The sequence below is a fragment of the Pseudomonas fluorescens genome, assembly GCF_001708445.1.
Taxonomy (GTDB): Bacteria; Pseudomonadota; Gammaproteobacteria; order Pseudomonadales; family Pseudomonadaceae; genus Aquipseudomonas; species Aquipseudomonas gorinensis.
Genome location: NZ_CP015637.1, coordinates 4053350 through 4075989 on the forward strand (window position 1 = coordinate 4053350; position 22640 = coordinate 4075989).

Annotated in this window: 21 protein-coding genes and 1 pseudogene; 6 read left to right on the forward strand and 16 right to left on the reverse strand. The window is 62.0% G+C overall.

The features are described from left to right. Positions 1-15: 15 nt before the first annotated feature. From lpxK to A7317_RS17860, 4 genes are all read right to left on the reverse strand, one after another. Positions 16-1026, reverse strand: a complete 1011-nt coding sequence (gene lpxK / locus A7317_RS17845; protein WP_069076496.1) for a tetraacyldisaccharide 4'-kinase — start codon at positions 1024-1026, stop codon at positions 16-18. Then, positions 1026-1454, reverse strand: coding sequence for an ExbD/TolR family protein (locus A7317_RS17850; protein WP_024076131.1), 429 nt, complete (start codon positions 1452-1454; stop codon positions 1026-1028). Before A7317_RS17850 ends, lpxK begins: the two co-directional genes overlap by 1 nt. Next, on the reverse strand, positions 1451-2086 hold the full coding sequence (locus tag A7317_RS17855; RefSeq protein WP_024076132.1) for a MotA/TolQ/ExbB proton channel family protein: 636 nt from the start codon (positions 2084-2086) through the stop codon (positions 1451-1453). Before A7317_RS17855 ends, A7317_RS17850 begins: the two co-directional genes overlap by 4 nt. A gap of 109 nt (positions 2087-2195) precedes the next feature. After that, the gene (locus A7317_RS17860; RefSeq protein ID WP_237141772.1) at positions 2196-4421 is read right to left on the reverse strand and encodes a DNA internalization-related competence protein ComEC/Rec2; all 2226 of its coding nucleotides are present in this window, start codon (positions 4419-4421) and stop codon (positions 2196-2198) included. Positions 4422-4556: 135 nt separating this feature from the next. Between A7317_RS17860 and A7317_RS17865 the strand changes: the two genes are divergently transcribed. Continuing rightward, positions 4557-5072, forward strand: coding sequence for a DUF2062 domain-containing protein (locus A7317_RS17865; RefSeq protein ID WP_024076134.1), 516 nt, complete (start codon positions 4557-4559; stop codon positions 5070-5072). Here the strand turns inward: A7317_RS17865 and A7317_RS17870 are convergent. Both A7317_RS17870 and A7317_RS17875 read right to left on the reverse strand, forming a co-directional pair. Further along, on the reverse strand, positions 5069-6445 hold the full coding sequence (locus A7317_RS17870) for a sensor histidine kinase (RefSeq protein WP_069076498.1): 1377 nt from the start codon (positions 6443-6445) through the stop codon (positions 5069-5071). The two genes, A7317_RS17865 and A7317_RS17870, sit on opposite strands and share 4 nt — an antisense overlap. Continuing rightward, positions 6432-7160 carry a response regulator transcription factor gene (locus A7317_RS17875; protein WP_069076499.1) on the reverse strand — a complete coding sequence of 243 codons (729 nt, stop codon included), beginning with the start codon at positions 7158-7160 and terminating at the stop codon, positions 6432-6434. Before A7317_RS17875 ends, A7317_RS17870 begins: the two co-directional genes overlap by 14 nt. A 206-nt stretch (positions 7161-7366) precedes the next feature. On the opposite strand from A7317_RS17875, the gene A7317_RS17880 reads away from it, so the two are divergent. The 4 genes from A7317_RS17880 (at position 7367) to A7317_RS17895 (ending at position 12049) form a co-directional block, all read left to right on the forward strand. Beyond that, the gene (locus A7317_RS17880; protein ID WP_069076500.1) at positions 7367-10120 is read left to right on the forward strand and encodes a response regulator; all 2754 of its coding nucleotides are present in this window, start codon (positions 7367-7369) and stop codon (positions 10118-10120) included. 26 nt (positions 10121-10146) lie between these two features. Beyond that, positions 10147-11136 carry a 2-hydroxyacid dehydrogenase gene (locus A7317_RS17885; RefSeq protein WP_069076501.1) on the forward strand — a complete coding sequence of 330 codons (990 nt, stop codon included), beginning with the start codon at positions 10147-10149 and terminating at the stop codon, positions 11134-11136. 71 nt (positions 11137-11207) lie between these two features. Then, positions 11208-11648 (forward strand): hypothetical protein, encoded by a 441-nt coding sequence (locus A7317_RS17890; RefSeq protein WP_024076139.1) that lies wholly within the window; start codon positions 11208-11210, stop codon positions 11646-11648. Then, positions 11645-12049, forward strand: coding sequence for an META domain-containing protein (locus tag A7317_RS17895; protein WP_024076140.1), 405 nt, complete (start codon positions 11645-11647; stop codon positions 12047-12049). The genes A7317_RS17890 and A7317_RS17895 overlap by 4 nt, the downstream gene beginning before the upstream one ends. 289 nt (positions 12050-12338) lie before the next feature. Here the strand turns inward: A7317_RS17895 and A7317_RS17900 are convergent, their stop codons facing one another. The 3 genes from A7317_RS17900 to arsC are packed head-to-tail and all read right to left on the reverse strand — an operon-like array spanning position 12339 to position 13691. Further along, the gene (locus A7317_RS17900; RefSeq protein ID WP_024076144.1) at positions 12339-12743 is read right to left on the reverse strand and encodes a DUF2069 domain-containing protein; all 405 of its coding nucleotides are present in this window, start codon (positions 12741-12743) and stop codon (positions 12339-12341) included. After that, positions 12727-13341 carry an NAD(P)H:quinone oxidoreductase gene (wrbA, locus tag A7317_RS17905; protein ID WP_024076143.1) on the reverse strand — a complete coding sequence of 205 codons (615 nt, stop codon included), beginning with the start codon at positions 13339-13341 and terminating at the stop codon, positions 12727-12729. Before wrbA ends, A7317_RS17900 begins: the two co-directional genes overlap by 17 nt. Beyond that, positions 13338-13691, reverse strand: coding sequence for an arsenate reductase (glutaredoxin) (gene arsC, locus A7317_RS17910; protein ID WP_024076142.1), 354 nt, complete (start codon positions 13689-13691; stop codon positions 13338-13340). Before arsC ends, wrbA begins: the two co-directional genes overlap by 4 nt. Before the next feature lie 115 nt (positions 13692-13806). Here arsC and A7317_RS17915 point away from each other — a divergent pair, with 115 nt between their 5' ends. Then, positions 13807-14268, forward strand: coding sequence for a TlpA disulfide reductase family protein (locus A7317_RS17915; protein ID WP_024076141.1), 462 nt, complete (start codon positions 13807-13809; stop codon positions 14266-14268). A 136-nt stretch (positions 14269-14404) separates the two neighbouring features. Here A7317_RS17915 and A7317_RS17920 read toward each other — a convergent pair. The 7 genes and pseudogenes from A7317_RS17920 to A7317_RS17950 all read right to left on the reverse strand — a co-directional run. Beyond that, positions 14405-14818, reverse strand: a pseudogene (locus tag A7317_RS17920) (GNAT family N-acetyltransferase); the annotation flags it as partial. Continuing rightward, the gene (locus A7317_RS17925) at positions 14811-15980 is read right to left on the reverse strand and encodes a cupin domain-containing protein (RefSeq protein ID WP_024076172.1); all 1170 of its coding nucleotides are present in this window, start codon (positions 15978-15980) and stop codon (positions 14811-14813) included. The pseudogene A7317_RS17920 and the gene A7317_RS17925, both read right to left, overlap by 8 nt. Before the next feature lie 83 nt (positions 15981-16063). Then, complete coding sequence (gene purB, locus A7317_RS17930; protein ID WP_024076171.1) at positions 16064-17434, reverse strand: adenylosuccinate lyase; 1371 nt, start codon at positions 17432-17434, stop codon at positions 16064-16066. A gap of 125 nt (positions 17435-17559) precedes the next feature. Then, a complete protein-coding gene (hflD, locus tag A7317_RS17935) occupies positions 17560-18183 on the reverse strand; it encodes a high frequency lysogenization protein HflD (RefSeq protein WP_024076170.1) in 624 nt (207 codons plus the stop codon). Continuing rightward, positions 18180-19304 carry a tRNA 2-thiouridine(34) synthase MnmA gene (mnmA, locus tag A7317_RS17940; protein ID WP_024076169.1) on the reverse strand — a complete coding sequence of 375 codons (1125 nt, stop codon included), beginning with the start codon at positions 19302-19304 and terminating at the stop codon, positions 18180-18182. The genes hflD and mnmA overlap by 4 nt, the downstream gene beginning before the upstream one ends. Before the next feature lie 59 nt (positions 19305-19363). Beyond that, the gene (locus A7317_RS17945; protein WP_024076168.1) at positions 19364-19810 is read right to left on the reverse strand and encodes an NUDIX hydrolase; all 447 of its coding nucleotides are present in this window, start codon (positions 19808-19810) and stop codon (positions 19364-19366) included. 222 nt (positions 19811-20032) lie between these two features. Continuing rightward, positions 20033-22258, reverse strand: a complete 2226-nt coding sequence (locus A7317_RS17950) for an NADP-dependent isocitrate dehydrogenase (protein ID WP_024076167.1) — start codon at positions 22256-22258, stop codon at positions 20033-20035. Positions 22259-22640 lie beyond the last annotated feature (382 nt).

Here is a 22640-nt window from a genome sequence, read left to right on the forward strand (position 1 = left end):
CTGGAAAGAAGCGTTTTAAGGCAAGAGGCGGTCGGGTAACAGGCGCATCAACTGCGTGTCGAACCAAGCGACAAACGCCGGCGACGGTACCGCATCCACCGCAAGGTACCACCAGTCTGGCCGGGCAAAGGCGCGGCACTTCACCGCGTCCTTCTCGGTCATGACCAGTGGTAATGACGGCGTGAAATTCAGGACTTCGGCGCTGTAGGGCGCGTGGTCGGCGAAAGCATGGGGTATTGGACGCCAGTGTAGCGTCTCGAGGGTGTTGAAGAAACGTTGCGGGTTGCCGATGCCAGCGACCGCATGCACCTGCTGGCCCATCGGAAAATGATCGACCGACTGGTGCTCGCCGCTGTGCAGATTGACCAACGTGGTGGGCAGCAGACGAAAGGCAAAACCGTCGTCGCGGTCCGTAGTGGCACCATTGTAGAGCAGCGCATCAACGCTCTGCAGGCGCTCCATCGGCTCGCGCAATGGCCCGGCCGGCAGGCAACGGCGATTGCCCAAGCCGCGCGCGGCGTCAATCAGCACCAGTTCAAGGTCGCGAGCCAGGCGGTAATGCTGCAGGCCGTCGTCAGAGAGGATCAGGTCGAGGTTGTCACTGGCCAGCAAGGCCTTCACTGCGCGACTGCGATCGGGATCGATCATCAGTGCTACACCGCTGCGCTGCACGATCAGCAAGGGCTCGTCGCCGGCCACTGCGGCGCTTTGGTCGGCCTCGACGCGCCATGGCAACTGCGGCGGCTTGGCGCCATACCCACGACTGACCACCCCCACACGCAAGCCACTGCGCCGGCAATGCTCGATCAACCATAGGATCAACGGCGTCTTGCCAGTGCCTCCTACGGTGATATTACCGACCACAACCACAGGCACCGGCGATTGATAGATGTCGCCCTCGCCCGCCACGAAACGCGCACGCTTGCGCTGCACCACCCGGCGATACAGACACTCCAGCGGCCGCAACAGCGTGAGCGCCGGATGACCTTCGTACCAAGCCTTGAGCAAACGATCGGACATGGCCATCAGGGTTGGCTCGCCGCCTCGACCGTGGACATGCGCAGATGGCTGAAACCCAGCTTGCCGGCGGCATCCATCGCGGTGATCACGGCTTGATGCTGGGTCTTGCCATCGGCACTGATGGACAGGGGCATCTTGGTGTCGCCACCGGATTCCTTCTGCAAGGCCTCCATCAGGCTATTGAGGTCGTTTTTTTCCAGCAACTGATTGTTAACCGAAAACACCCCGTCGGCGCTGATGGCGATGTCCAGTTGCTTGACCTCCTGGTCCTCGGCCGGCGACCCGCTCACTGCTTCCGGCAAGTCGACGCGCAGCTCGGTCTGTCGGGTGAAGGTGGTGGTGACGACAAAAAACAGCAGCAGGATAAACACCACGTCAATCAGCGACGCAAGGTTGATATCGACATTTTCCCGTTGCTTGCGGCGAAATTTCACGCTTTGCCCTCGACCAGGTCCACATCACGGTCGCCCTGCACCACTTCCACCAGCTTGATGGCTTCCTGCTCCATGCCCACCACCAGTTCATCGATGCGGCGCTGCAGGAAGCGATGGAAGAACACCGAGGGAATACCGACCATCAGGCCCGCGGCCGTGGTGATCAATGCCTTGGAAATACCGCCGGCCAGCACGGCAGCGTTGGTGGTCATGCCGGAGCCCGTGAAGGCGCTGAAAATATCGATCATGCCCAACACCGTGCCCAGCAGGCCGAGCAACGGCGCCATGGCCGCGATGGTACCCAGGGCGTTGATGTAGCGCTCCAGCTCATGGATGACGCGGGCAGCCGCTTCTTCAATGCACTCCTTCATGATCTCGCGACCATGCTTGGAGTTGGCCAGGCCGGCGGCGAGAATTTCACCCAGCGGTGAATGGGCGCGCAGCTCCTTGAGCTTTTGCTTGTCCAGTTGCTTGTTCTTGATCCAGCCCCAGACCTGCCCCAGCAGATGCTCCGGGGTGACGCGACTGGCGCGCAGGGTCCACAGGCGTTCGGCAACGATGCCGAGTGCGGCGATGGAACTCATGATGATCGGCAACATCATCCAGCCGCCGGATTTGACCAATTCCCACACAGTGAATGTCCCCTCGAAAAAGTGCGCCACTTTACCATATAGGTTCGGCAGCAGGGTTCGTCGGCCATGGACCCGCCTCTCACGGGCTCCGGTCTTTGGTAACGCAGGATTACGGTAACGCTTCGCGCCAGAAACGGCGTTGACTGCGCGCAACAGTCGGTGGCAGGAACGCCCCCAATTGCACACGCACAGCCCCTTGTTCAGCACTGTCATAAACCTGGGTACCCAGTGCCCGGTAGCGTTCCATCACCTGGGGGTGGGGGTGGCCGAACGCGTTGCCTCGCCCCCTGGAAATCAGCACCGCCGTGGGCGCCAGCCGCTGCACAAAGGGCCAGGACGAAGAACTGCGGCTGCCATGATGGGGCGCCTGCAACCAATCGGTCCGCACAGCCAAGGGCGAGGCAAGAAAAGCCCGCTCGGCGGCGCGATCAATATCCCCCGTGAGCAACATGCGCTCACCCTTGGCCTGGACCTGTAATACACAGGATTTCGGGTTACCACTAATAGCATCTGGCCACTGCCACAGTTCAAATGACACCCCATCCCACTCCCACTGTTCACCGCTGACACAGGGTTCAGTGCCGAGAAACGCCGGCAAGCCTCGTGTTTCGCCTCCGACTACCCGTCTGATCGGCAGCCCACGGGCAATAGCCGCCGCACCGCCGGCATGGTCGGCGTCGGCGTGGCTGAGCAGCATCATGTCCAATACCTCCACCCCGAGTTTTCTCAATGACGGCAATACCACACGCGCGCCAAGATCGACTTCCCCCGAGCGCGGGCCCGCATCGTAGAGCAAGGTGTGATGACGGGTGCGCAGCACCAGCGCCTGCCCCTGACCGACATCCAGTTGCACCACCTCAACCTGCCCATGGGGCACCGGCTCCCGCGGCGGAAACACCGCCAACAACAGCATCGGCCACCCCATCGGTCGTAACGGTACGCCCCTGGGCAACAGCAGTAACACTGCACCCGCGACGCTCACCAGCCAATAGCCCATCGGCACCTCGGCCGGTATCCATGCCGGCAGGTGCCCGGCCAGCAACGCCAAGGCGCGGAACAACCCATCCAGCGCCCCACCCGCCAGCCATAACAGCCCCTCCCCCACAAAGGGCACCGCCACCAGCACAGTGCCCAACAATGCCAAGGGCAACACCACCAGGCTGATCCATGGCACGGCAAACAGGTTAGCCAACGGCGCGCTGAGACTGATGGGCAGCCCCAGCACCAGCAACAGCGGAAACAGGCCGATCGCGATCAACCACTGGGGACGGGTCCAGGCTTGCCAGGCGCTCCACCGCCCCAAACGCCCACCGAATGCCAGCACCAATACCGCGACAGCCGCGAACGACAACCAGAACCCCGGCTGCAGGCTGGCCAAAGGCTCAAGGATCAGCACGCCATTAAATGCCAGTAACAATGGCCACCAGGCGCCCAAATGGCGAAAACGCAAACGCCACAGCAATACCAGCCCCACCATCACGCAGGCCCTTTGCACCGGCACTCCGAACCCCGCCAGCAGGCCGTAGCCCAGCGCGGCAGCAAATGCCAGGCCACACGCCCAAGGCAGCCACGGCCAGGCGGGGGGCCAGCAACCGTAGCGCGCCAGCAGTGTGACCAGCCCATAGATCAACCCCGCCAGCAAGCCAATATGCTGGCCGGATATCACCAGCAGGTGCACCGTACCGGTGTCCTGCAACACACGCCAATCCTCGGCGGCCAGCCCCGAGCCATCGCCCAGCACCAAGGCGGCCAGCCCGGCCTCGCGGCCTTGGGCATCCACCGCCATCAGTCGTTGGCGGACCGCGTCGCGCCAAGCGTTGCGCGTCGGCGCCAAACGCTCACCGTCTTTCACCGAGCCGGTGGCACCGATGCGCTGGGCCAACAGCCAGGCCTCATGATCAAAGCCATGGAAGTTGAGCACGCCGGATGGCCGCTTGAGCGTCACGGCCAAGCGCCAGCGCTCCCCACTGCGCACCGGTGGCCCGCCATGCCAGGCCACGCGAATACGCTTGGGTAAACGCGCCTTGGGGGACCGGCCGTCGGTCAGTTCGAAACGCACGCCCGTGCTGGTCTGCTGCGGCAACCCGGTCACACGGCCCTCCACCCAGCGCGTCTGGCCATCGAGCGCCGGTTGCAGGCGGTCATCCAGCGCCCACTGCGCGCTGATGCACGCCCAACTCAAGCCCAGCAGAAAGAACGCCAGTGGGTGGCTGCGAAACGGCAGCAGCATCAACGCCAGCACGCACATGGCCAACACCCCCGCGGCAGGCGGCAACGCGGGTAAAAAACGCAAGGCGAGCAGCCCCAGCGCGAGCGCGAACATCCCTGTCTTCATGAATCATCCCTTCCAAGTGATCCACTCAGTCTTAGCCGGACACCGAGCAACGCCTATGATGTTTTGTCACAAAGTCTGAATTTTCTGTTTATAGAATGCGGGCATACTTGCCCCTCGAACTGACCTGGACCCCTTATGCCCCGGCGCTTATTCAAACGGTACATGCCCGACCCCACCAGTATCAGGGAACACAAGTCATTACAGTTTCTTGGCACCTTGCTGCATGACCCGAACCTCTGGCACCTGAACCGACACTCGGTGGCGCGTGCCATGGCCGTGGGCTTGTTCGCGGCGTTTATCCCGATCCCCTTGCAGATGCTGCTGGCTGCGGTGCTGGCAATCGCGGTGCGCGGCAATATGCCCATTGCCATCAGCCTGGTGTGGCTGACCAACCCGATCACCATGCCGGTGGTGTTCTTTTGTACCTACATGACCGGCGCGTGGCTGATGAATGTGCCGCCGCGCAGCCTGCCCGATGACCTGACCTGGGAATGGATCAGCGGTCAGCTGAGCACGCTGTGGCAGCCGTTCCTGCTGGGTTCGGTGGTGTTGGGCCTGGTATTGGGTGCGCTGGCCTATTGCCTGACCATGATTTACTGGCGCTGGTGGGTCGCGCACCAATGGAAGAAACGCAAACAGCGCCGCGGTTAATCCGCGCGGGCCGGCAACCGCAGGTGCACGCGCAAGCCCTGCCCGGCGTTTTCCGCCCAGAGGCTGCCGCCCTGGCGTTGCACGGCATTGCGCGCGATGCTCAAGCCCAGTCCGAAGCCGCCGTCGCCGGGGCGAGAACCCTCCAGCCGGGTGAACGGCGCAAAGATCCGTTCCAGATCGCCCTCATCAATTCCCCCGCCCTGATCTTCCAGCCACAGGTGCCAGTACTCGCCATCACGGCGTCCATCAAGCCACACAATCCCGCCCACAGGGGAATGTCGTATGGCGTTGCGCAGGATATTTTCCAGCGCCTGGGCCAAGGCATTCAGGTTGCCGCGCACCCAGCAATCAGCCCCGACCACACACGGCAGGCGCGTGGCTGGCCAGTCGCTTTCAAAACAGGCGTTCTCGCTGAGCATGTCCCACAGCGCTTGCACCTGGATGTTTTCCACCGGCAGCGGCGCCCGCTCGGTATCCAGCCAGGCCAGTTGCAGGCTGTCATCCACCAGGCGTTGCATGGCATCGATCTCCCGTCCCAGCCGCTCACGCAGTTGCGTCAGGTCTCGCTCACTGTCACAGGCCACCCGCAAACGGCTTAACGGCGTGCGCAGTTCATGGGACATGTCCCGCAGCAGTTGCCGTTGCACCACCACTGTGCCTTGCAGGCGCTCGGACATCTGGTCAAAGGCGCGCCCCAATTCGCCGAGTTCATCCTGGCGACTGGTGGCATCGTGGGACAGACGGGTATTCAATTGATCGGCACGCCAGGCGTTGGCCTGCTCGCGCAGCTGGTTGAGAGGCATGATCAGCAGCCGATAAAGGCCGATGCACAGCAACAGGGTAAACAGGCCTGGGATCATGCCATTGGTCACCACCCGCCAGAACAGCTGGTATTGCCCCGGCATAAAGCGTTGGGGCAGTTCGATGACCAGCGAGCCGACGCTGGGGTCGACGGGAAACGGCACCTTCATCCAGGGCAAGCCTTTGACATGGCGGCTGACCGGCCAATCCAGGCCGCGCAAAAAAGTCAGGCGCTGGCTTTCCTTATCGTTCAGTGGCGCGCTGCTGAGTGACTGCAGGTCATTGCCGATCACGCCGACCCAAGTGCTTTCACGCGTTGCCATCAATTGCAGCCAAGCATCCACGCCGGCACGCCCCTGGGTGCTGAAGGCCAACTCGGCACCCGCCGCGTAGCCCCTGAGAATCTCGCGGGACTTGTCCGCCAGGAAGGCGTTCTGCTCCTCCATGTACCGGCCCCACGACCAACTGAGCCAGATCATCAGCAAGCAGAAAGCAATCAGCAGGCACGCCAGCTTCCAGAATATCGAATGCTTGCCCGGAAGCCGCTGCAATGGCCGCTCAAACAGCGTCATCGTGACCGCTCAGTACATAACCCTTGCCCCACACCGTGCGCACTTCGCGCTCGCTGTAGCCGGTGGCCTTGAGCTTGCGACGCATCTGGCTGATGTGCATATCGAGGCTGCGGTCGTGGGGTGCATAGCCGCGCTGCAACACATGTTGATAAAGGAAGGCCTTGCTCAGGACCTCTTCCCCGTTGCGGTGCAGGGTTTCCAGCAGACGGTATTCACTGCGGGTCAGTCCGGCCCACTGCGCCTGATAGACGACATCGCACAGCTCATCATCAAAGCGCAGGGTGCGTGCGTCGTCGCGCATCGCTTGCTGCGTCGGCAACGGCCGACGGTCCAAGGCCACGCGGCGCAGGATGGCTTCGATGCGCACCCGCAGTTCAATCATGCTGAACGGCTTGGGCAGGTAATCGTCCGCGCCCAGGCGAAAGCCGTTGATGCGGTCAGCCTCGGCGCCCAAGGCAGACATCAGGATGACCGGCGTCGCGTGATGCTGGCGCAAGTGCGTGAGGATCGACAAGCCATCCAGCCCCGGCAGCAAAATATCCATCAACACCACGTCGAACACTTGGCTACGCGCCAGTTGCAAGCCTTGCTGGCCGTTCTGGCACCAAGTGACCTGAAACCCGCAGTGCCCCAAATGCTCGTGGACGTAGGCACCGAGCACAGGGTCATCTTCGATGGTCAGGATATTGGGTAGGCTAACTGCCGCGGGATTCATTAGCGTCTGCAAGTCATTCTCAAATACTAATTATTCAAGATTACCCCGCCCCAGGCAATCGCCGAGCGGCGCGAAATGGCCTGAAGACTGCGATGTATCATTAATTTGCAAGATTCCAGGCCGCGCAAATGGCTACACTGCGCACGTGGCGCGGGCCGGATGCCCGCGCGGGACAATTGATTTCAGTGTGGAAGCAGGAGAGTGGCGTGCTTAGAAGAATGGGGATAAAAGGCCGCGTACTGTTGCTGACCTTGTTACCGACCAGCCTGATGGCCTTGTTGCTGGGGGGCTATTTCACCTGGATGCAACTTTCTGAGCTGCAAACCCAATTACTGCAACGCGGCGAAATGATCGCCGAACAGTTGGCACCGCTGGTCGCGCCGGCCCTAAGCAACAAGAACACCGACCTGCTGGAACGCATCGCCACCCAATCCCTGGAACAGCCCGACGTACGCGCCGTGTCCTTCTTAGCGCCGGATCGCGTGTCCCTGGCCCACGCCGGCCCGACCATGCTCAACCAGCCGCCGACCGGCAACAGTTCCCACCTGTTGCAGCGCACCGGCAACGACGCCACCCGCTATCTGCTGCCGGTGTTTGGCCGTCATCGCAACCTGGCGGGCGACCTGATCCCCGATGAATCCGACCGCCTGCTGGGCTGGGTCGAGGTGGAACTGTCCCACAACGGCATGTTGCTGCGTGGCTATCGCAGCCTGTTCGCCAGCCTGCTGTTGATCGCTATCGGCTTGATCTGCACTGCCGCCCTGGCGCTGCGTATCAGTCGTACCATCAACTCGCCGATTGGCCAGATCAAACAAGCCGTCGCCCAGCTCAAGGACGGCAACCTGGAAACGCGCCTGCCGCCGCTGGGCAGCCAGGAGCTGGACCAGCTCGCCTCAGGCATCAACCGCATGGCCGAGACCCTGCAGAACGCCCAGGAAGAATTGCAGCACAGCATCGACCAGGCGACCGAAGACGTGCGCCAAAACCTGGAAACCATCGAGATCCAGAACATCGAGCTGGACCTGGCACGCAAGGAAGCCCTGGAGGCCAGCCGTATCAAGTCGGAGTTCCTGGCCAATATGAGCCATGAAATCCGTACCCCGCTCAACGGCATCCTCGGTTTCACCCACCTGCTGCAAAAAAGCGAACTGACCCCACGCCAGTTGGACTACCTGGGCACCATCGAAAAATCTGCCGACAACCTGTTGGGCATCATCAACGAAATCCTCGACTTCTCGAAAATCGAGGCCGGCAAGCTGGTCCTCGACAGCGTGCCCTTCAACCTGCGCGACCTGCTGCAAGACACCCTGACCATCCTCGCCCCTGCCGCCCATGCCAAGCAGTTGGAATTGGTGAGCCTGGTGTACCGCGACACCCCGCTGGCGCTGGTCGGCGACCCGCTGCGCCTCAAGCAGATCCTGACCAACCTGATCAGCAATGCGATCAAGTTCACCCGTGAAGGCACCATCGTTGCCCGCGCGATGATCGAGGACGAACAGGAAGACAGCGTGCAACTGCGCATCAGCGTGCAGGACACCGGTATTGGCTTGTCCAACCAGGATGTGCGCGCACTGTTCCAGGCGTTCAGCCAGGCGGACAACTCACTGTCGCGCCAGCCCGGCGGCACCGGCCTGGGCCTGGTGATCTCCAAGCGCCTGATCGAGCAGATGGGCGGTGAAATCGGTGTAGACAGCACACCGGGCGAAGGCTCGGAGTTCTGGATCAGCCTGAACCTGCCCAAGACCCGCGATGATGTCGAAGACCTGCCCTGTGCGCCGTTGCTCGGCCATCGCGTGGCGGTCCTGGAAAACCACGAACTGGCGCGCCAGGCCCTGCAACATCAATTGGAAGACTGCGGCCTGGAAGTCACCCCGTTCAATACCCTGGAAAGCTTGACCAACGGCATCACCAGCGCCCACCAGACCGAACAGGCGATCGACCTCGCCGTGCTCGGCGTCACCGCCAATGACATTCCGCCCGAGCGTCTCAACCAGCACCTGTGGGACCTCGAACACCTGGGCTGCAAAGTCCTGGTGCTGTGCCCGACCACCGAGCAAATGCTATTCAACCAGTCGGTGCCCAACCCTAACAGCCAGTTGCAGGCCAAGCCGGCCTGTACGCGCAAGCTGCGCCGCGCGCTGGCCGACCTGATCAGCCCACGCCCATCGCGTAGCGAGCCGGGCGAGCCGTTGTCCAGCCGCGCACCTCGTGTGTTATGCGTGGACGACAATCCGGCCAACCTGTTGCTGGTGCAAACCCTGCTGGAAGACATGGGTGCCAAGGTCCAGGCGGTAGAAAGCGGTTACGCGGCCATCGAGGCGGTCAAGCAGGAAACCTTCGACCTGGTATTGATGGACGTCCAAATGCCGGGCATGGATGGTCGCCAGAGCACCGAGGCGATTCGCCAATGGGAAAGCGAGCGCAATGGCACGCCCCTGCCGGTGGTGGCCCTCACGGCCCACGCCATGGCCAATGAAAAACGCGCCCTGCTGCAAAGCGGTATGGACGACTACCTGACCAAGCCGATCAGCGAGCGGCAACTGGCCCAGGTGGTGTTGAAGTGGACCGGCCTGGCCCTGCGCAACCAGGGGCCGGAGCGCTCGTCCGACAATCTGGGGCCCGGCGTGCAACTGCTGGTGCTCGATCACGAGGAAGGCTTGCGCCTGGCCGCCGGCAAGACTGACTTGGCGGCGGACATGCTCGCGATGCTGCTGGCATCCCTGGAAGCCGACCGCCTGGCCATCACCGTTGCCCGCGAGGCCAACGACAACCATGCCTTGATCGAGCGCGTCCACCGCCTGCATGGCGCCACGCGCTACTGCGGCGTGCCGCAACTGCGTGCTGCCTGCCAACGTGCCGAAACCCTGCTCAAGCAGGACGATGCCAAGGCCGTGGCCGCGCTGGACGAACTGGACATGGCCATTGCACGACTGGCCAGTGAAGCGCGGGTCAGTGTCTGATCCACCTTAATGCAGGGAGCTATTCAATGCGCATCATCCTTTTCAGCAGCCAGGCCTACGACCGCGACAGTTTTCTCGGTGAGCCCTTGCCCGCGGGCCTGGAACTGCAATTCCAGCCGGCCCGCCTCAACCTCGACACCGTCGCCCTGGCCGAACACCACGAAGTGGTCTGCGCCTTCATCAACGACGATCTCAGCGCCCCGGTGCTGGAACATTTGGCCCGCGGCGGCACGCGCCTGATCGCCCTGCGTTCGGCCGGCTATAACCATGTCGACCTGGCCGCCGCCAAACGCCTGGGGCTGACCATCGTGCGCGTCCCCGCCTACTCGCCTCACGCCGTGGCCGAACACGCCGTGGCATTGATCCTTGCCCTCAACCGCCGCCTGCACCGCGCTTACAACCGCACCCGCGACGGCGATTTCAGCCTGCACGGCCTGACGGGCTTCGATCTGGTGGGCAAGACGGTGGGCGTGGTCGGCACCGGGCAGATCGGCGCGACGTTCGCCAAAATCATGGCCGGTTTCGGCTGCACACTGCTGGCCTACGACCCCTTCCCTAACCCCCACGTCCTGGCTCTTGGCGCTCGCTATGTGAGCCTGCCCGAGCTGCTGGCCCAGGCGCAGATCATCAGCCTGCATTGCCCGCTGACAGCCGACAGCAAACACCTGATCAACGCCCGTTCCCTGTCGCAGATGCAACCCGGTGCGATGCTGATCAATACCGGACGAGGCGGCCTGGTGGACACCCCGGCGCTGATCGAAGCGCTCAAGGAGGGCCAACTCGGCTATCTGGGGCTGGACGTGTACGAGGAAGAAGCCCAACTGTTTTTCGAGGACCGCTCGGACCTGCCCTTGCAGGACGACGTCCTCGCCCGCCTGCTGACCTTCCCCAATGTAATCATCACCGCGCACCAGGCCTTCCTCACCCGTGAAGCGCTGGCAGCGATCGCCGGCACCACCCTGGCCAATATCGCGGCATGGGCCGACGGCCGGGCACAAAACCTGGTCGAGGGATGATCAGCGGTCACATACCCGGCTCATGATCGAGCGGCACCCGTGATAGGATGCCGCGCCTATTTGGAGGATCCATGGCCGAACACGATTTCCGCTTCAGCTTGCTGAGCCCGCAACACACCCTGATCGAATGCCGCGCCTTGGTGCCGGGCCGTTACCAGGTCACCGGCAACGGGGGCTCGATCAAGCATGGCGACGTACTGATCGTCACCCTGCGCGGCAGTAAAACCCTGTCGATGCGCCTCACCGTCGAAGGTGATGCGCGCTACTCCATCCGCCCGGCGGGCCAATGGGTTGCCATGGCCCAGGGGCCGAAATTCGGCGAGCTGGAGATTCACACCTGGAAGGTCAACTGCGACAGCTGCGACGCTGTGCTGGAGTTTGAATTCGCGGTGGAAACCAAGCTGACCAAGGAGCCGCTGCAGCCGGCCGCCAACGCGCGCATTGCCGAGTTAGGCTGGACCCACGAAGGCGACAAACACCGCTGCCCGAAATGCCAGCAGGCTGCGCAATGAAAGGCCCGCTTCTGCTCGCCGTCCTCGGTACGGCATTGACAGGCTGCGCCGGCGACACGGCCAAGCTCAAGCAGGATCACAGCTACGTGGTGGAATGGATTGGCGAGCGGCCGCTGATGGATTACGCCCACCTCACCGTCACCCTGGGATCTGACGGCCGTGCCTATGGCAACGGCGGCTGCAACCATTGGTTCGCGCCGTACACCGTCAAGGGCGACAAGCTCAGCTTCGGCAAGCTCGGCAGCACCCGCAAACTCTGCGCCGAGGCATTGATGGAGCAGGAACACCGCTTCTTCCAGGCCCTGCAAGGCGTCGAGCGCTGGGATACCTCGCCGATCGAACAGACCCGCTTCTGGCCGGCCGAAGGCAAGCCCATTCGCCTGTGGCTCGAAGAGGGTTGAACCCCCAATCTATGGATTGATGGGATCCAAATGTGGGAGGGGGCAAGCCCGAACGCTAGTCAGTTAAGGCTTTTTGTAGGAGCGAGCTTGCTCGCGAAAAACTCACAAACGCCGCGTTCATTCAGGAAACACGCGTTATCGTTGACGTTTTTCGCGAGCAAGCTCGCTCCTACAGAAGGCGATGTGGCGCCTGTGAGTTTTTCGCGAGCAAGCTCGCTCCTACAAAAAAGCCTTAACTGAACGGCATTAGGGCAAGCCCGCTCGCCACCACAAGCCCGCTTGCCCCGCGTTACTCGGCCAGCCGGCGATTCAGTTGGTGCCGCCAACGCACATACAGCAGCGCCGTACAAAACAGCGCCAGGCTCGCCAGCATTTCCAGAACGCCGAACCACTGGCGGTTCGGGTCATACGCCGCCAGCGCGCCCTTGATGAAATACAAATTCACCACGAAGCACATCCACGAATGCCCGCGAGCGCTGCCGATGAGCATTCCCGGCGCCAGTACCAGCAGCGGCACCAGTTCGATCAGCAGGATCACCCATGGGCGTGCGCCATGCAGGTCGGCCACGAACAGGTAGTAAATGCACAGCAACCCCACCAACCCGAAAAACGCCAACAGGCTCAGGGCGCGCGCGACCTTGACCCGCGGTTCGAGCCACGCCTGTGGGGGCAGGACCTTAGGCTTCCTGGCCACGGCCGTTCTCCAACAGTGCCGCGGTTTTTGCCAGGCGCAGGCCAAGGGCCTTGCACAGCGCAATTTCATGGGGGTCGAGCAGGCGCTTGCCGTCGGGCCCGGCGTGGTGGCTGGCGCCATAAGGCGTACCGCCGCCCTGGGTGTCGAGCAGTGCCTGTTCGCTGTAAGGCAGGCCGGTGATCAGCATGCCGTGGTGCAGCAGCGGTAGCAGCATCGACATCAGCGTGGTCTCCTGGCCACCGTGCAGGCTGGCGGTGGAGGTGAATACACCCGCCGGCTTGCCGACCAGGGCGCCGGTGAGCCACAGGTTGCTGGTGCTGTCGATAAAGTATTTCAACGGTGCGGCCATGTTGCCGAAGCGTGTCGGGCTGCCCAGCGCCAGGCCCGAGCAGTGCTTGAGGTCATCCAGGCTCGCATAGAGTGCGCCTTCATCGGGAATGCTCGGCGCCACGGCTTCGCATTCGGTGGAGATGGCTGGCACGGTGCGCAAGCGCGCTTCCAGTCCGCCCAACTCGATGCCTCGGGCAATATGCCGGGCCATTTCGCTGACCGAGCCATTGCGGCTGTAATACAACACCAGCACATACGGCGCCGTCACGGCAGGATCTCCAGCACGTTCTCTGGCGGGCGGCCGATGATGGCCTTGTCGGCGGTTTCCAGGATCGGGCGCTCCATCAACTTTGGATGCGCGGCAATGGCGGCGATCAACTGGGCTTCAGTCAGGCTGGCATCCGCCAGGTTCAGGGCCTTGTATTCATCTTCGCCGGTGCGCAGCAATTGACGTGCGCTGACGCCCAGCTTGGCCAGCAGGGCCTTCAATTGTGTGGCGTCCAGCGGGGTTTCGAGGTAGCGCACGACGGTGGGGGCAAGGCCGCGCGCTTCGAGCAGTTCGAGCGCACCGCGGGATTTCGAGCAGCGCGGGTTGTGATAAAGCGTCAGATCGGTCATGTGCGGGTCGCATCTTGCGTAAGGTGGCGGGTATTCTACCTGCGCTGCGGCCCGTCCTTAAACCGTAAGAGGCGATAGGTCGCAGTGAACGTTCATTTTTGCGAAGGATTACCCCATGACAAGGCGACTGATCGGTGCATTGGCGATCATCACAACCCTGCTGCTCAGCGGCTGCGGCAATGACTATGGCGTTGACCAGTACGGCCAGAAGGTTGCGGCCGAGCGCCTGGACAAGCAATGGTTGGTGGTCAATTACTGGGCGGAATGGTGTGGCCCTTGCCGTACTGAAATTCCGGAGCTCAACGCCTTGTCAGAACAATTGAAAGGGCAGAACGTCGGCGTGTTCGGGGTCAATTTCGACAATGTGCAGGGTGCGGAACTGAAGGAAGCCAGTGACAAGCTGGGCATCAAGTTCACGGTGCTGGCGCAGAACCCGGATGGGATCTTCGATATTCCGCGCAGCGAGGCGTTGCCGGTGACGTACATCATCGATGACAAGGGCAAGGTGCGTGAGCAGTTGATGGGCGAGCAGACGGCGGAAGGGGTGCTCGCCAAACTTAAGGCCCTGCGCGGTTAAAGCAACACTTCAAAATGTGGAAGGGGGCAAGCCCGAACGCCAGTCAGTTAAGCCTACATCGCCTTCTGTAGGAGCGAGCTTGCTCGCGAAAAACGTCAACGATAACGCGTGTTTCCTGAATGAACGCGGCGTCCCCGCGCACCATGTCGACATGCGGAATCCCGACTTCCAGGAATTCCTCGCTGGTGATCTTGAAGCCCAGTCGCTCATAGAACGGTGCCGCATAGACCTGCGCGCTAAGGAACTGTTTGGTCTGGCCGCGTTTCTCGGCCTCGCCAATCACGGCTTCCATCAGCTTGTCGCCGACCTTCAGCCCGCGCCAGTCCTTGAGGACCGACACGCGACCGATCTCGCCGCTGGGCAGCAGGCGAGCGGTGCCAATCGGGAAGTCGCCCTCGTATGCGAGGAAATGCACTGCATCTGCGTCGTCTGCGTCCCACTCCAGTTCTGGTGGGACCGATTGTTCGGCGATAAATACCGCTTCACGAATGCGCCGAATCTCGGCGATATCCTTTTGCCAGTCCGCGACACTTACGTGAATTTTATTCATCGGCAAACCCCAGGCTTCCTTGTTTGACCAGTTCGCACAACAGGTCGCGGCCATCTTCGTCCGCCAGCCATGGGCTGAGGTTCTCGATGTGCAGCGCGTCGGCGGCGCAGATCAGCTTCAGCAGCTCGCGCAGTTTGCCCGGCAGGTAGCGACTCTGGCCGCTGGCGAACAGCAGCAGGTCGTCGTCCACTTCCGACCAGGCCAGGCGCGCGCTCGGGTTGCGAATCAGCACGGCGCCGTCTTCCAGGCTGCTCACCACGTCTTCTTCCGACAGGTCTTCCGGTCCGGTAACCAGTTCCGGGTAGCGCGGCTCGGTCATGAACTGGCCAAACCAGGTCAGCAGCATGCGCTCGTCGCTCATGTGCTCGGCCAGCAGGCTCTTGAGACGGTCCAGGGCGTCGCTCTGGATCTGGTGCGGGTCGCCGGCTGGTTGGGCATCGGCGTCGGTGTAGCGCTCTTCGTCGGTCAGGTACTGGCTGAGGAAGTCGGTGAAGTGGGTCAGGACTTCAGCGGCGCTCGGTGCACGGAAACCTACCGAGTAGGTCATGCAGTCATCTTCAGCGATACCGAAGTGTGCCAGGCGTGGCGGCAGATAGAGCATGTCGCCCGGTTCCAGTACCCATTCGGCGCTTTCTTCGAATTCGGCGAGGATGCGCAGGTCGGCGTGTTGCAGCAGCGGGCTTTCGGAGCTGCACATTTGGCCGATCTTCCAGTTGCGCTTGCCCTGGGCTTGCAGCAGGAACACATCGTAGTTGTCGAAGTGTGGACCCACGCTGCCGCCCGGCGCAGCGAAACTGATCATCACGTCGTCGATGCGCCAGCTCGGCAGGAAGCGGAACTGCTCCAGCAGATCGGCCACTTCCGGCACGAACTGGTCGACCGCTTGTACCAGCAGGGTCCACTCGCGCTCAGGCAGGGTGCTGAAGGTGTCTTCGGCGAACGGACCGCGACGTAGCTCCCATGGGCGTTCGCCATGCTCGATCACCAGGCGCGACTCGACTTCCTCTTCCAAGGCGAGGCCGGCCAGTTCGTCGGCGTCGATCGGGCTTTCGAAGTCAGGGATGGCCTGGCGGATCAGCAGGGGTTTTTTCTGCCAGTAGTCGCGCAGGAACTCCCGTGCCGTGATGCCGCCCAGAAGTTGAAGAGGGATATCAGGATTCATGTGTAACCTATTGAAAAAAAGCACTTTTCAGACTGGAATAAAAACGCCCGGCGCGGCCGGGCGTCTCAGGGGTCTTGCGGTAATCAGATGCGTTTGGCTTGGGCCACGGCGTTGCCGATGTAGTTGGCCGGGGTGAGCAGTTTCAGCTCGGCCTTGGCAGCGGCTGGCATGTCCAGGCCGTCGATGAAAGTTTGCAGCGCTTCAGGGCTGATGCCCTTGCCACGCGTCAACTCTTTGAGCTTCTCGTACGGGTTTTCGATGTTATAGCGGCGCATCACGGTCTGGATCGGCTCGGCCAGCACTTCCCAGCAAGCGTCCAGGTCAGCGGCGATCTTCTGCTCGTTGAGCTCAAGCTTGCTGATGCCTTTGAGGCTGGCTTCGTACGCGATCACGCTGTGGGCAAAGCCGACGCCGAGGTTGCGCAGTACGGTGGAGTCGGTCAGGTCGCGCTGCCAGCGGGAGATCGGCAACTTGCTGGCCAGGTGCTGGAACAGGGCGTTGGCGATGCCGAGGTTGCCTTCGGAGTTTTCGAAGTCGATCGGGTTGACCTTGTGCGGCATGGTCGACGAACCGATTTCGCCGGCAATAGTGCGCTGCTTGAAGTAGCCCAGGGAGATGTAGCCCCAGATATCGCGATCGAAGTCGATCAGGATGGTGTTGAAGCGTGCAATGGCGTCGAACAGCTCGGCGATGTAGTCGTGCGGTTCGATCTGCGTCGTGTACGGGTTGAAGCCCAGGCCCAGCTCGTCTTCGATGAAGGCGCGGGCATTGGCTTCCCAGTCGATCTCGGGGTAGGCCGACAGGTGCGCGTTGTAGTTGCCGACAGCGCCGTTGATCTTGCCCAGTAATGGCACGGCGGCGACCTGTGCGATCTGACGTTCCAGGCGGTACACCACGTTGGCCAGTTCTTTGCCCAGGGTGGTCGGCGACGCCGGCTGGCCGTGGGTGCGCGATAGCATCGGCACGGCGGCGAAACGGATCGCCAGTTCGCGGATAGCTTCGGCGGTCTGGCGCATCAGCGGCAGCATGACGTCATCACGGCCTTCGCGCAGCATCAGGGCATGGGACAGGTTGTTGATGTCCTCGCTGGTGCAGGCAAAGTGGATGAACTCGCTGACCTGGGCCAGTTCCGGCAGCTTGGCCGCCTGTTCCTTGAGCAGGTACTCGATGGCTTTTACGTCGTGGTTGGTGGTGCGCTCGATCTCTTTGACACGCTCAGCGTGTTCCAGGGAGAAGTTTTCCGCCAGGGTGTTGAGCACGGCGTTGGCTTCGGCGGAGAACGCCGGCACTTCGCTGATGGCGGGGTGAGCGGCCAGGCGCTGGAGCCAGCGCACTTCAACCAGTACACGAGCACGGATCAGGCCGTATTCGCTGAAAATAGGGCGCAGGGCCTGGGTTTTGCCGGCGTAGCGGCCGTCAACAGGGGAAACCGCAGTGAGCGAAGAGAGCTGCATGGGGTGTTCTCGGACAGTCGGGCAACGAAATGGGGCGCGTATCATACATGAAAAAATCCGCCGGTCCGTTGCCAACTGACCGGCGTATTACGCGTAACGGCTTGAAAAGGGCCCGTTGGTACGACTTATTCGTTGCGCATCAACGGGTAAAGCTCTTTGAGCAATTTGCGACGGCTGATGACCAGCTGCCAACGATGACCGCCCAACTGGCGCCACAACCGCGCCGAACGAATACCGGCCAGGAGCAGCGCGCGGATTTTCGAGGCGTTGTTCGGTTGTTGCAGGTTGCGCATGTCGCCGTGGACCTGGATCCGCTGGCGCAAGGTGCTCAAGGTGTCCTGGTACAGCGCACCCACGGCGGCGATCACGTTTTCGTGGGCTGGGCCGAAGTGTTCCACCTGGGATTGAATCTGCGGCAGGCGTTTGCCAATGGTCTCGAGCAGGTCGTCGCGCTTGGCCAGTTGGCGCTCGAGACCGAGCATCGACAAGGCATAGCGCAGCGGCTCACGTTGCAAGGTGCTCGGGTCACGCTCGAGTGCGCCGATCAGCGCGCGGTAACCTTCGCGCAGGGCCAGGTCGTCGCCGCCGTAGACTTCCAGGGTGTCCTTGGGGTCGCGGATCAGCAGGCTGCCGAGCATGCAGGTCAGGCCCGCTTCGGTGACCTGGCCGGTCTTGGCGATCTTGTCCACCAGCACCGCGGCGAGGAATACACCGCCGAGTGCCGTCAGTTGCTCCTGGGTCGGGCTCATGCCGGGGTGCTCCAGGGTTCGGCGATTTCGATCACGCCGCCCCCCAGGCAAATCTCCCCGTCGTAGAACACTACGGACTGGCCAGGTGTGACCGCGCGTTGCGGGTCATCGAAGGTGGCACGGTAACCGCTGGCGGTTTTTTCCAGGGTGCAGGGTTGGTCGCTCTGGCGATAGCGCACCTTGGCGGTCAGGCGACGCGGGGTGCTCAGGTCGATCGGGTTGACCCAATAGATCTCCGACGCCAGCAGGGCGCGGGAGAACAGCAGCGGGTGTTCATTGCCCTGTCCAACAACCAGTACGTTGTGCTCCAGGTCCTTGATCAGTACGTACCAGGGTTCTTCACCGGCGTCTTTCAAGCCGCCGATGCCCAGGCCCTGGCGCTGCCCGATGGTGTGGTACATCAGGCCGTGGTGGCGGCCGATGACCTCGCCGTCGGTGGTCTTGATCTCGCCCGGTTGTGCCGGCAGGTACTGCTTGAGGAAGTCACTGAAGCGGCGCTCGCCAATAAAGCAGATCCCGGTGGAGTCCTTCTTCTTGGCCGTGGCCAGGCCGTGTTGCTCGGCGATCCGGCGCACTTCGGGTTTCTCCAGCTCGCCGACCGGGAACAGGGTCTTGGCGATCTGTTCGCCGCCGACGGCGTGCAGGAAGTAGCTCTGGTCCTTGTTCGGGTCCAGGCCCTTGAGCAGTTCGGTGCGGCCATCGATATCGCGACGGCGCACGTAGTGGCCAGTTGCAATCAGGTCGGCGCCGAGCATCATGGCGTAGTCGAGGAACGCCTTGAACTTGATCTCGCGGTTACACAGGATGTCCGGGTTCGGCGTACGACCGGCCTTGTATTCGGCCAGGAAGTGCTCGAACACATTGTCCCAGTACTCGGCGGCGAAGTTGGCGGTGTGCAGCTTTATACCGATTTTGTCGCACACGGCCTGGGCATCCGCCAGGTCGTCCATGGCGGTGCAATATTCCGTTCCATCGTCTTCTTCCCAGTTCTTCATGAACAGGCCTTCCACCTCATAGCCCTGCTCCATGAGCAGAACGGCGGAAACGGAAGAATCCACGCCGCCGGACATACCGACGATGACGCGCTTCTTTTGTGTGTCAGAAGGGGCTGGATCACGCATAGGATTTCAACGGGTGTCTTTAAAAAGGACGCGATTCTAGCAGGCTCGCGCCTGCAAGGCTAAAGAGAAGGGCGGATCAATTCGAGACTGTGGCGCTGACCGGCCAGATAATCGTCGATACAGCGGATGATCAGCTCGCTGCGCCAGTCGTCGCGCAAGGCTATCAGCTCGTCGCGCGTCAGCCAGCGGGCGCGCACGATGCCCTCGTCGAGTTGATAGTCCGGGTAGTGTTTCAGCGCCTTGGCGGTAAAGCAGACCCGCTGGTAGGTCACGCCATTGCTGGGGGCGGTGTACAGGTAGATACCGACGACGCCGGTGGCTTCCACGTCCCAGCCGGTTTCTTCGAGGGTTTCGCGCACGGCGGCTTCGGTCAGGGTTTCATGCGGGTCGAGGTGGCCGGCGGGCTGGTTGAGCACGGCACGCCCGTTCTTGAGTTCTTCGACCATCAGGAAGCGGCCGTTGTCTTCGACGATGGTGGCGACGGTGATGTGGGGTTGCCAGGTCATGGGGTGCCTCGATTCAGTTGTACGGCTCGGCCTATCGGCAGGATTGCAGTCAATGTGGGAGGGGGCTTGCCCCCGATAGCGGTGGATCAGCTATAAGTAGCCTGGTCGGTATGTGCCATCGGGGGCAAGCCCCCTCCCGCAACTTGATTGGGTTTCTTCAGCAAAAAGCACATAAACAAAAACCCCGGCACAGGGCCGGGGCTTCTTTGCATCCTTACAACCTTACTTCAACTTGGCAATCGCCGCGTTGAGGGTGTTGCTTGGGCGCATGGCCTTGCTGGTCAGCTCCGGGTTCGGCGCGTAGTAGCCGCCGATGTCCACTGGCTTGCCCTGTACGGCGTTGAGCTCGGCAACGATGGTTGCTTCGTTCGCGGCCAGGGTCTTGGCCAGTTCGCTGAACTGCCCTTGCAGTGCCGTGTCTTCGGTCTGTGCCGCCAGGGCCTGGGCCCAGTACAGCGCCAGGTAGAAGTGGCTGCCGCGGTTGTCGATGTTGCCGACTTTGCGCGATGGCGACTTGTTGTTGTCGAGGAACTGGCCGGTGGCCTGGTCCAGGGTCTTGGACAGTACCAGGGCTTTCGGGTTGTTGTATGTCACGCCCAGGTGTTCCAGGGAGGCTGCCAGGGCCAGGAATTCGCCCAGGGAGTCCCAGCGCAGGAAGTTCTCTTCCAGCAGCTGTTGCACGTGCTTGGGTGCCGAACCGCCAGCGCCGGTTTCGAACAGGCCGCCGCCGTTCATCAGTGGCACGATCGACAGCATTTTGGCGCTGGTGCCCAGTTCCATGATCGGGAACAGGTCGGTCAGGTAGTCGCGCAGTACGTTACCGGTCACCGAGATGGTGTCCAGGCCCTTGCGGGTGCGCTCCAGGGTGAACTTCATCGCGTCGACCGGCGACATGATGCGGATGTCCAGGCCTTCGGTGTTGTGGTCTTTCAGGTAGGTCTGGACTTTTTCGATCACGGCGCCATCGTGGGCGCGCTTCGGGTCCAGCCAGAAGATGGCTGGGGTGTTGCTGGCGCGAGCGCGGTTGACGGCCAGCTTGACCCAGTCCTGGATCGGCGCGTCTTTGGCCTGGCACATGCGGAAGATGTCGCCGGCTTCGACGGGCTGTTCCATCAGCAGGTTGCCCTTGCTGTCGGTGACGCGGACCACGCCGTCAGCCTTGATCTGGAAAGTCTTGTCGTGAGAGCCGTACTCTTCGGCTTTCTGCGCCATCAGGCCAACGTTCGGTACGCTGCCCATGGTAGTTGGATCGAACGCGCCATTGGCCTTGCAGTCTTCGATGACGGCCTGGTAGATGGTGGCGTAGCAACGATCCGGAATCACGGCCTTGGTGTCGTGCAGTTGGCCGTCGGTGCCCCACATTTTACCGGAGTCACGGATCATGGCCGGCATCGAAGCGTCGACGATGACGTCGCTCGGCACGTGCAGGTTGGTGATGCCTTTGTCGGAGTTGACCATCGCCAGGGAAGGGCGCGAGGCGTAGACCGCCTGGATGTCGGCTTCGATCTGCGCTTGCTGCTCGGCCGGCAGGGCCTTGATGCGTGCGTACAGGTCGCCGATACCGTTGTTCAGGTTGAAGCCGATCTCGGCCAGCACGTCTGCGTGCTTGGCCAGGGCGTCTTTATAGAACTCGGCAACGATCTGGCCGAACATGATCGGGTCGGAGACCTTCATCATGGTGGCTTTCAAGTGAACCGACAGCAGGACGCCTTGTTTCTTGGCGTCTTCGATTTCAGCGGCGATGAAACTGCGCAGGGCTTTCTTGCTCAGTACGGCGCTGTCGATGATTTCGCCGGCCTTGACCGTGGTCTTTTCTTTCAGGACGGTGGTGGTGCCGTCTTGGGCGACCAGCGCAATTTTGACAGTGTCAGCGGCTTCGATCTGTACGGCTTTTTCGCTGCCGTAGAAGTCGCCGTTGCTCATGTGGGCAACGTGGGACTTGGAGTCGGCAGCCCAGGCGCCCATTTTGTGCGGGTGCTTGCGTGCGTAGTTCTTGACCGACAGGGGGGCGCGACGGTCGGAGTTGCCTTCGCGCAGGACCGGGTTCACGGCGCTGCCCTTGACCTTGTCGTAACGTGCACGGGTTTCTTTTTCCGCGTCGGTGGTTACGGTTTCGGGGTAGTCCGGCAGGGCATAGCCCTGGGCCTGCAGTTCCTTGATCGCCGCCTGCAGTTGGGGGGTCGAGGCACTGATGTTAGGCAGCTTGATGATGTTGGCTTCAGGGGTCACGGCCAGGGCGCCCAGTTCGGCGAGGTGGTCCGGTACGGCCTTGGTGCCCAGTTGCTCGGGGAAGCTTGCGAGGATGCGCCCGGCGAGGGAGATGTCGCGGGTTTCCACGGCAATATCAGCGGAAGCGGTGAAGGCCTCTACGATAGGCAGCAGTGAATAGGTGGCGAGGGCTGGGGCTTCGTCGGTGAAGGTGTAGATGATCTTCGAGCGGGTGGGCATATTCGGATTAACTCTCTTCTTTGCTGAAAGCGTGCGCAGAAACTCGAGATGCGCCGGGTAGAGCGCGTTCGTTCAAAGTCATCCATGAGCGAAAGGTCGAGGTTTCTTCGCGGTGATGTTGGGTTGCATCAGTCGAGCGTCAAGCGGGTGGACTATTGTAATAGTCCTGCTTTGTGGCGGAGGGCGTTGTTCTAGAGCGGTCCGCCGTCGTGACTCTTTGGTCAGCGGCGGCATTATACATAGGTCGCTATGCTTACGCCGAGCCTTCATACAAAAGGTGTGTCGTCCATTGGTCTAAAGGTCGCAGGTATCGGATTACGCCTAAAGTCGCACGATGTGCTCAAGATTGGCGCTTTTCCCTTTGCTTTCAGGCTTGTAGGCG

Coding starts and splice junctions, on each gene's coding strand:
- A7317_RS17875 (WP_069076499.1), bottom strand. CDS start 7,160: ATGAATCCCGCGGCAGTTAGCCTACCCAATATCCTGACCATCGAAGAT.
- arsC (WP_024076142.1), bottom strand. CDS start 13,691: ATGACCGATCTGACGCTTTATCACAACCCGCGCTGCTCGAAATCCCGC.
- A7317_RS17870 (WP_069076498.1), bottom strand. CDS start 6,445: ATGACGCTGTTTGAGCGGCCATTGCAGCGGCTTCCGGGCAAGCATTCG.
- A7317_RS17865 (WP_024076134.1), top strand. CDS start 4,557: ATGCCCCGGCGCTTATTCAAACGGTACATGCCCGACCCCACCAGTATC.
- purB (WP_024076171.1), bottom strand. CDS start 17,434: ATGCAGCTCTCTTCGCTCACTGCGGTTTCCCCTGTTGACGGCCGCTAC.
- A7317_RS17890 (WP_024076139.1), top strand. CDS start 11,208: ATGGCCGAACACGATTTCCGCTTCAGCTTGCTGAGCCCGCAACACACC.
- A7317_RS17950 (WP_024076167.1), bottom strand. CDS start 22,258: ATGCCCACCCGCTCGAAGATCATCTACACCTTCACCGACGAAGCCCCA.
- A7317_RS17925 (WP_024076172.1), bottom strand. CDS start 15,980: ATGAATCCTGATATCCCTCTTCAACTTCTGGGCGGCATCACGGCACGG.
- A7317_RS17945 (WP_024076168.1), bottom strand. CDS start 19,810: ATGACCTGGCAACCCCACATCACCGTCGCCACCATCGTCGAAGACAAC.
- A7317_RS17860 (WP_237141772.1), bottom strand. CDS start 4,421: ATGAAGACAGGGATGTTCGCGCTCGCGCTGGGGCTGCTCGCCTTGCGT.
- A7317_RS17895 (WP_024076140.1), top strand. CDS start 11,645: ATGAAAGGCCCGCTTCTGCTCGCCGTCCTCGGTACGGCATTGACAGGC.
- lpxK (WP_069076496.1), bottom strand. CDS start 1,026: ATGGCCATGTCCGATCGTTTGCTCAAGGCTTGGTACGAAGGTCATCCG.
- A7317_RS17915 (WP_024076141.1), top strand. CDS start 13,807: ATGACAAGGCGACTGATCGGTGCATTGGCGATCATCACAACCCTGCTG.
- mnmA (WP_024076169.1), bottom strand. CDS start 19,304: ATGCGTGATCCAGCCCCTTCTGACACACAAAAGAAGCGCGTCATCGTC.
- A7317_RS17885 (WP_069076501.1), top strand. CDS start 10,147: ATGCGCATCATCCTTTTCAGCAGCCAGGCCTACGACCGCGACAGTTTT.
- hflD (WP_024076170.1), bottom strand. CDS start 18,183: ATGAGCCCGACCCAGGAGCAACTGACGGCACTCGGCGGTGTATTCCTC.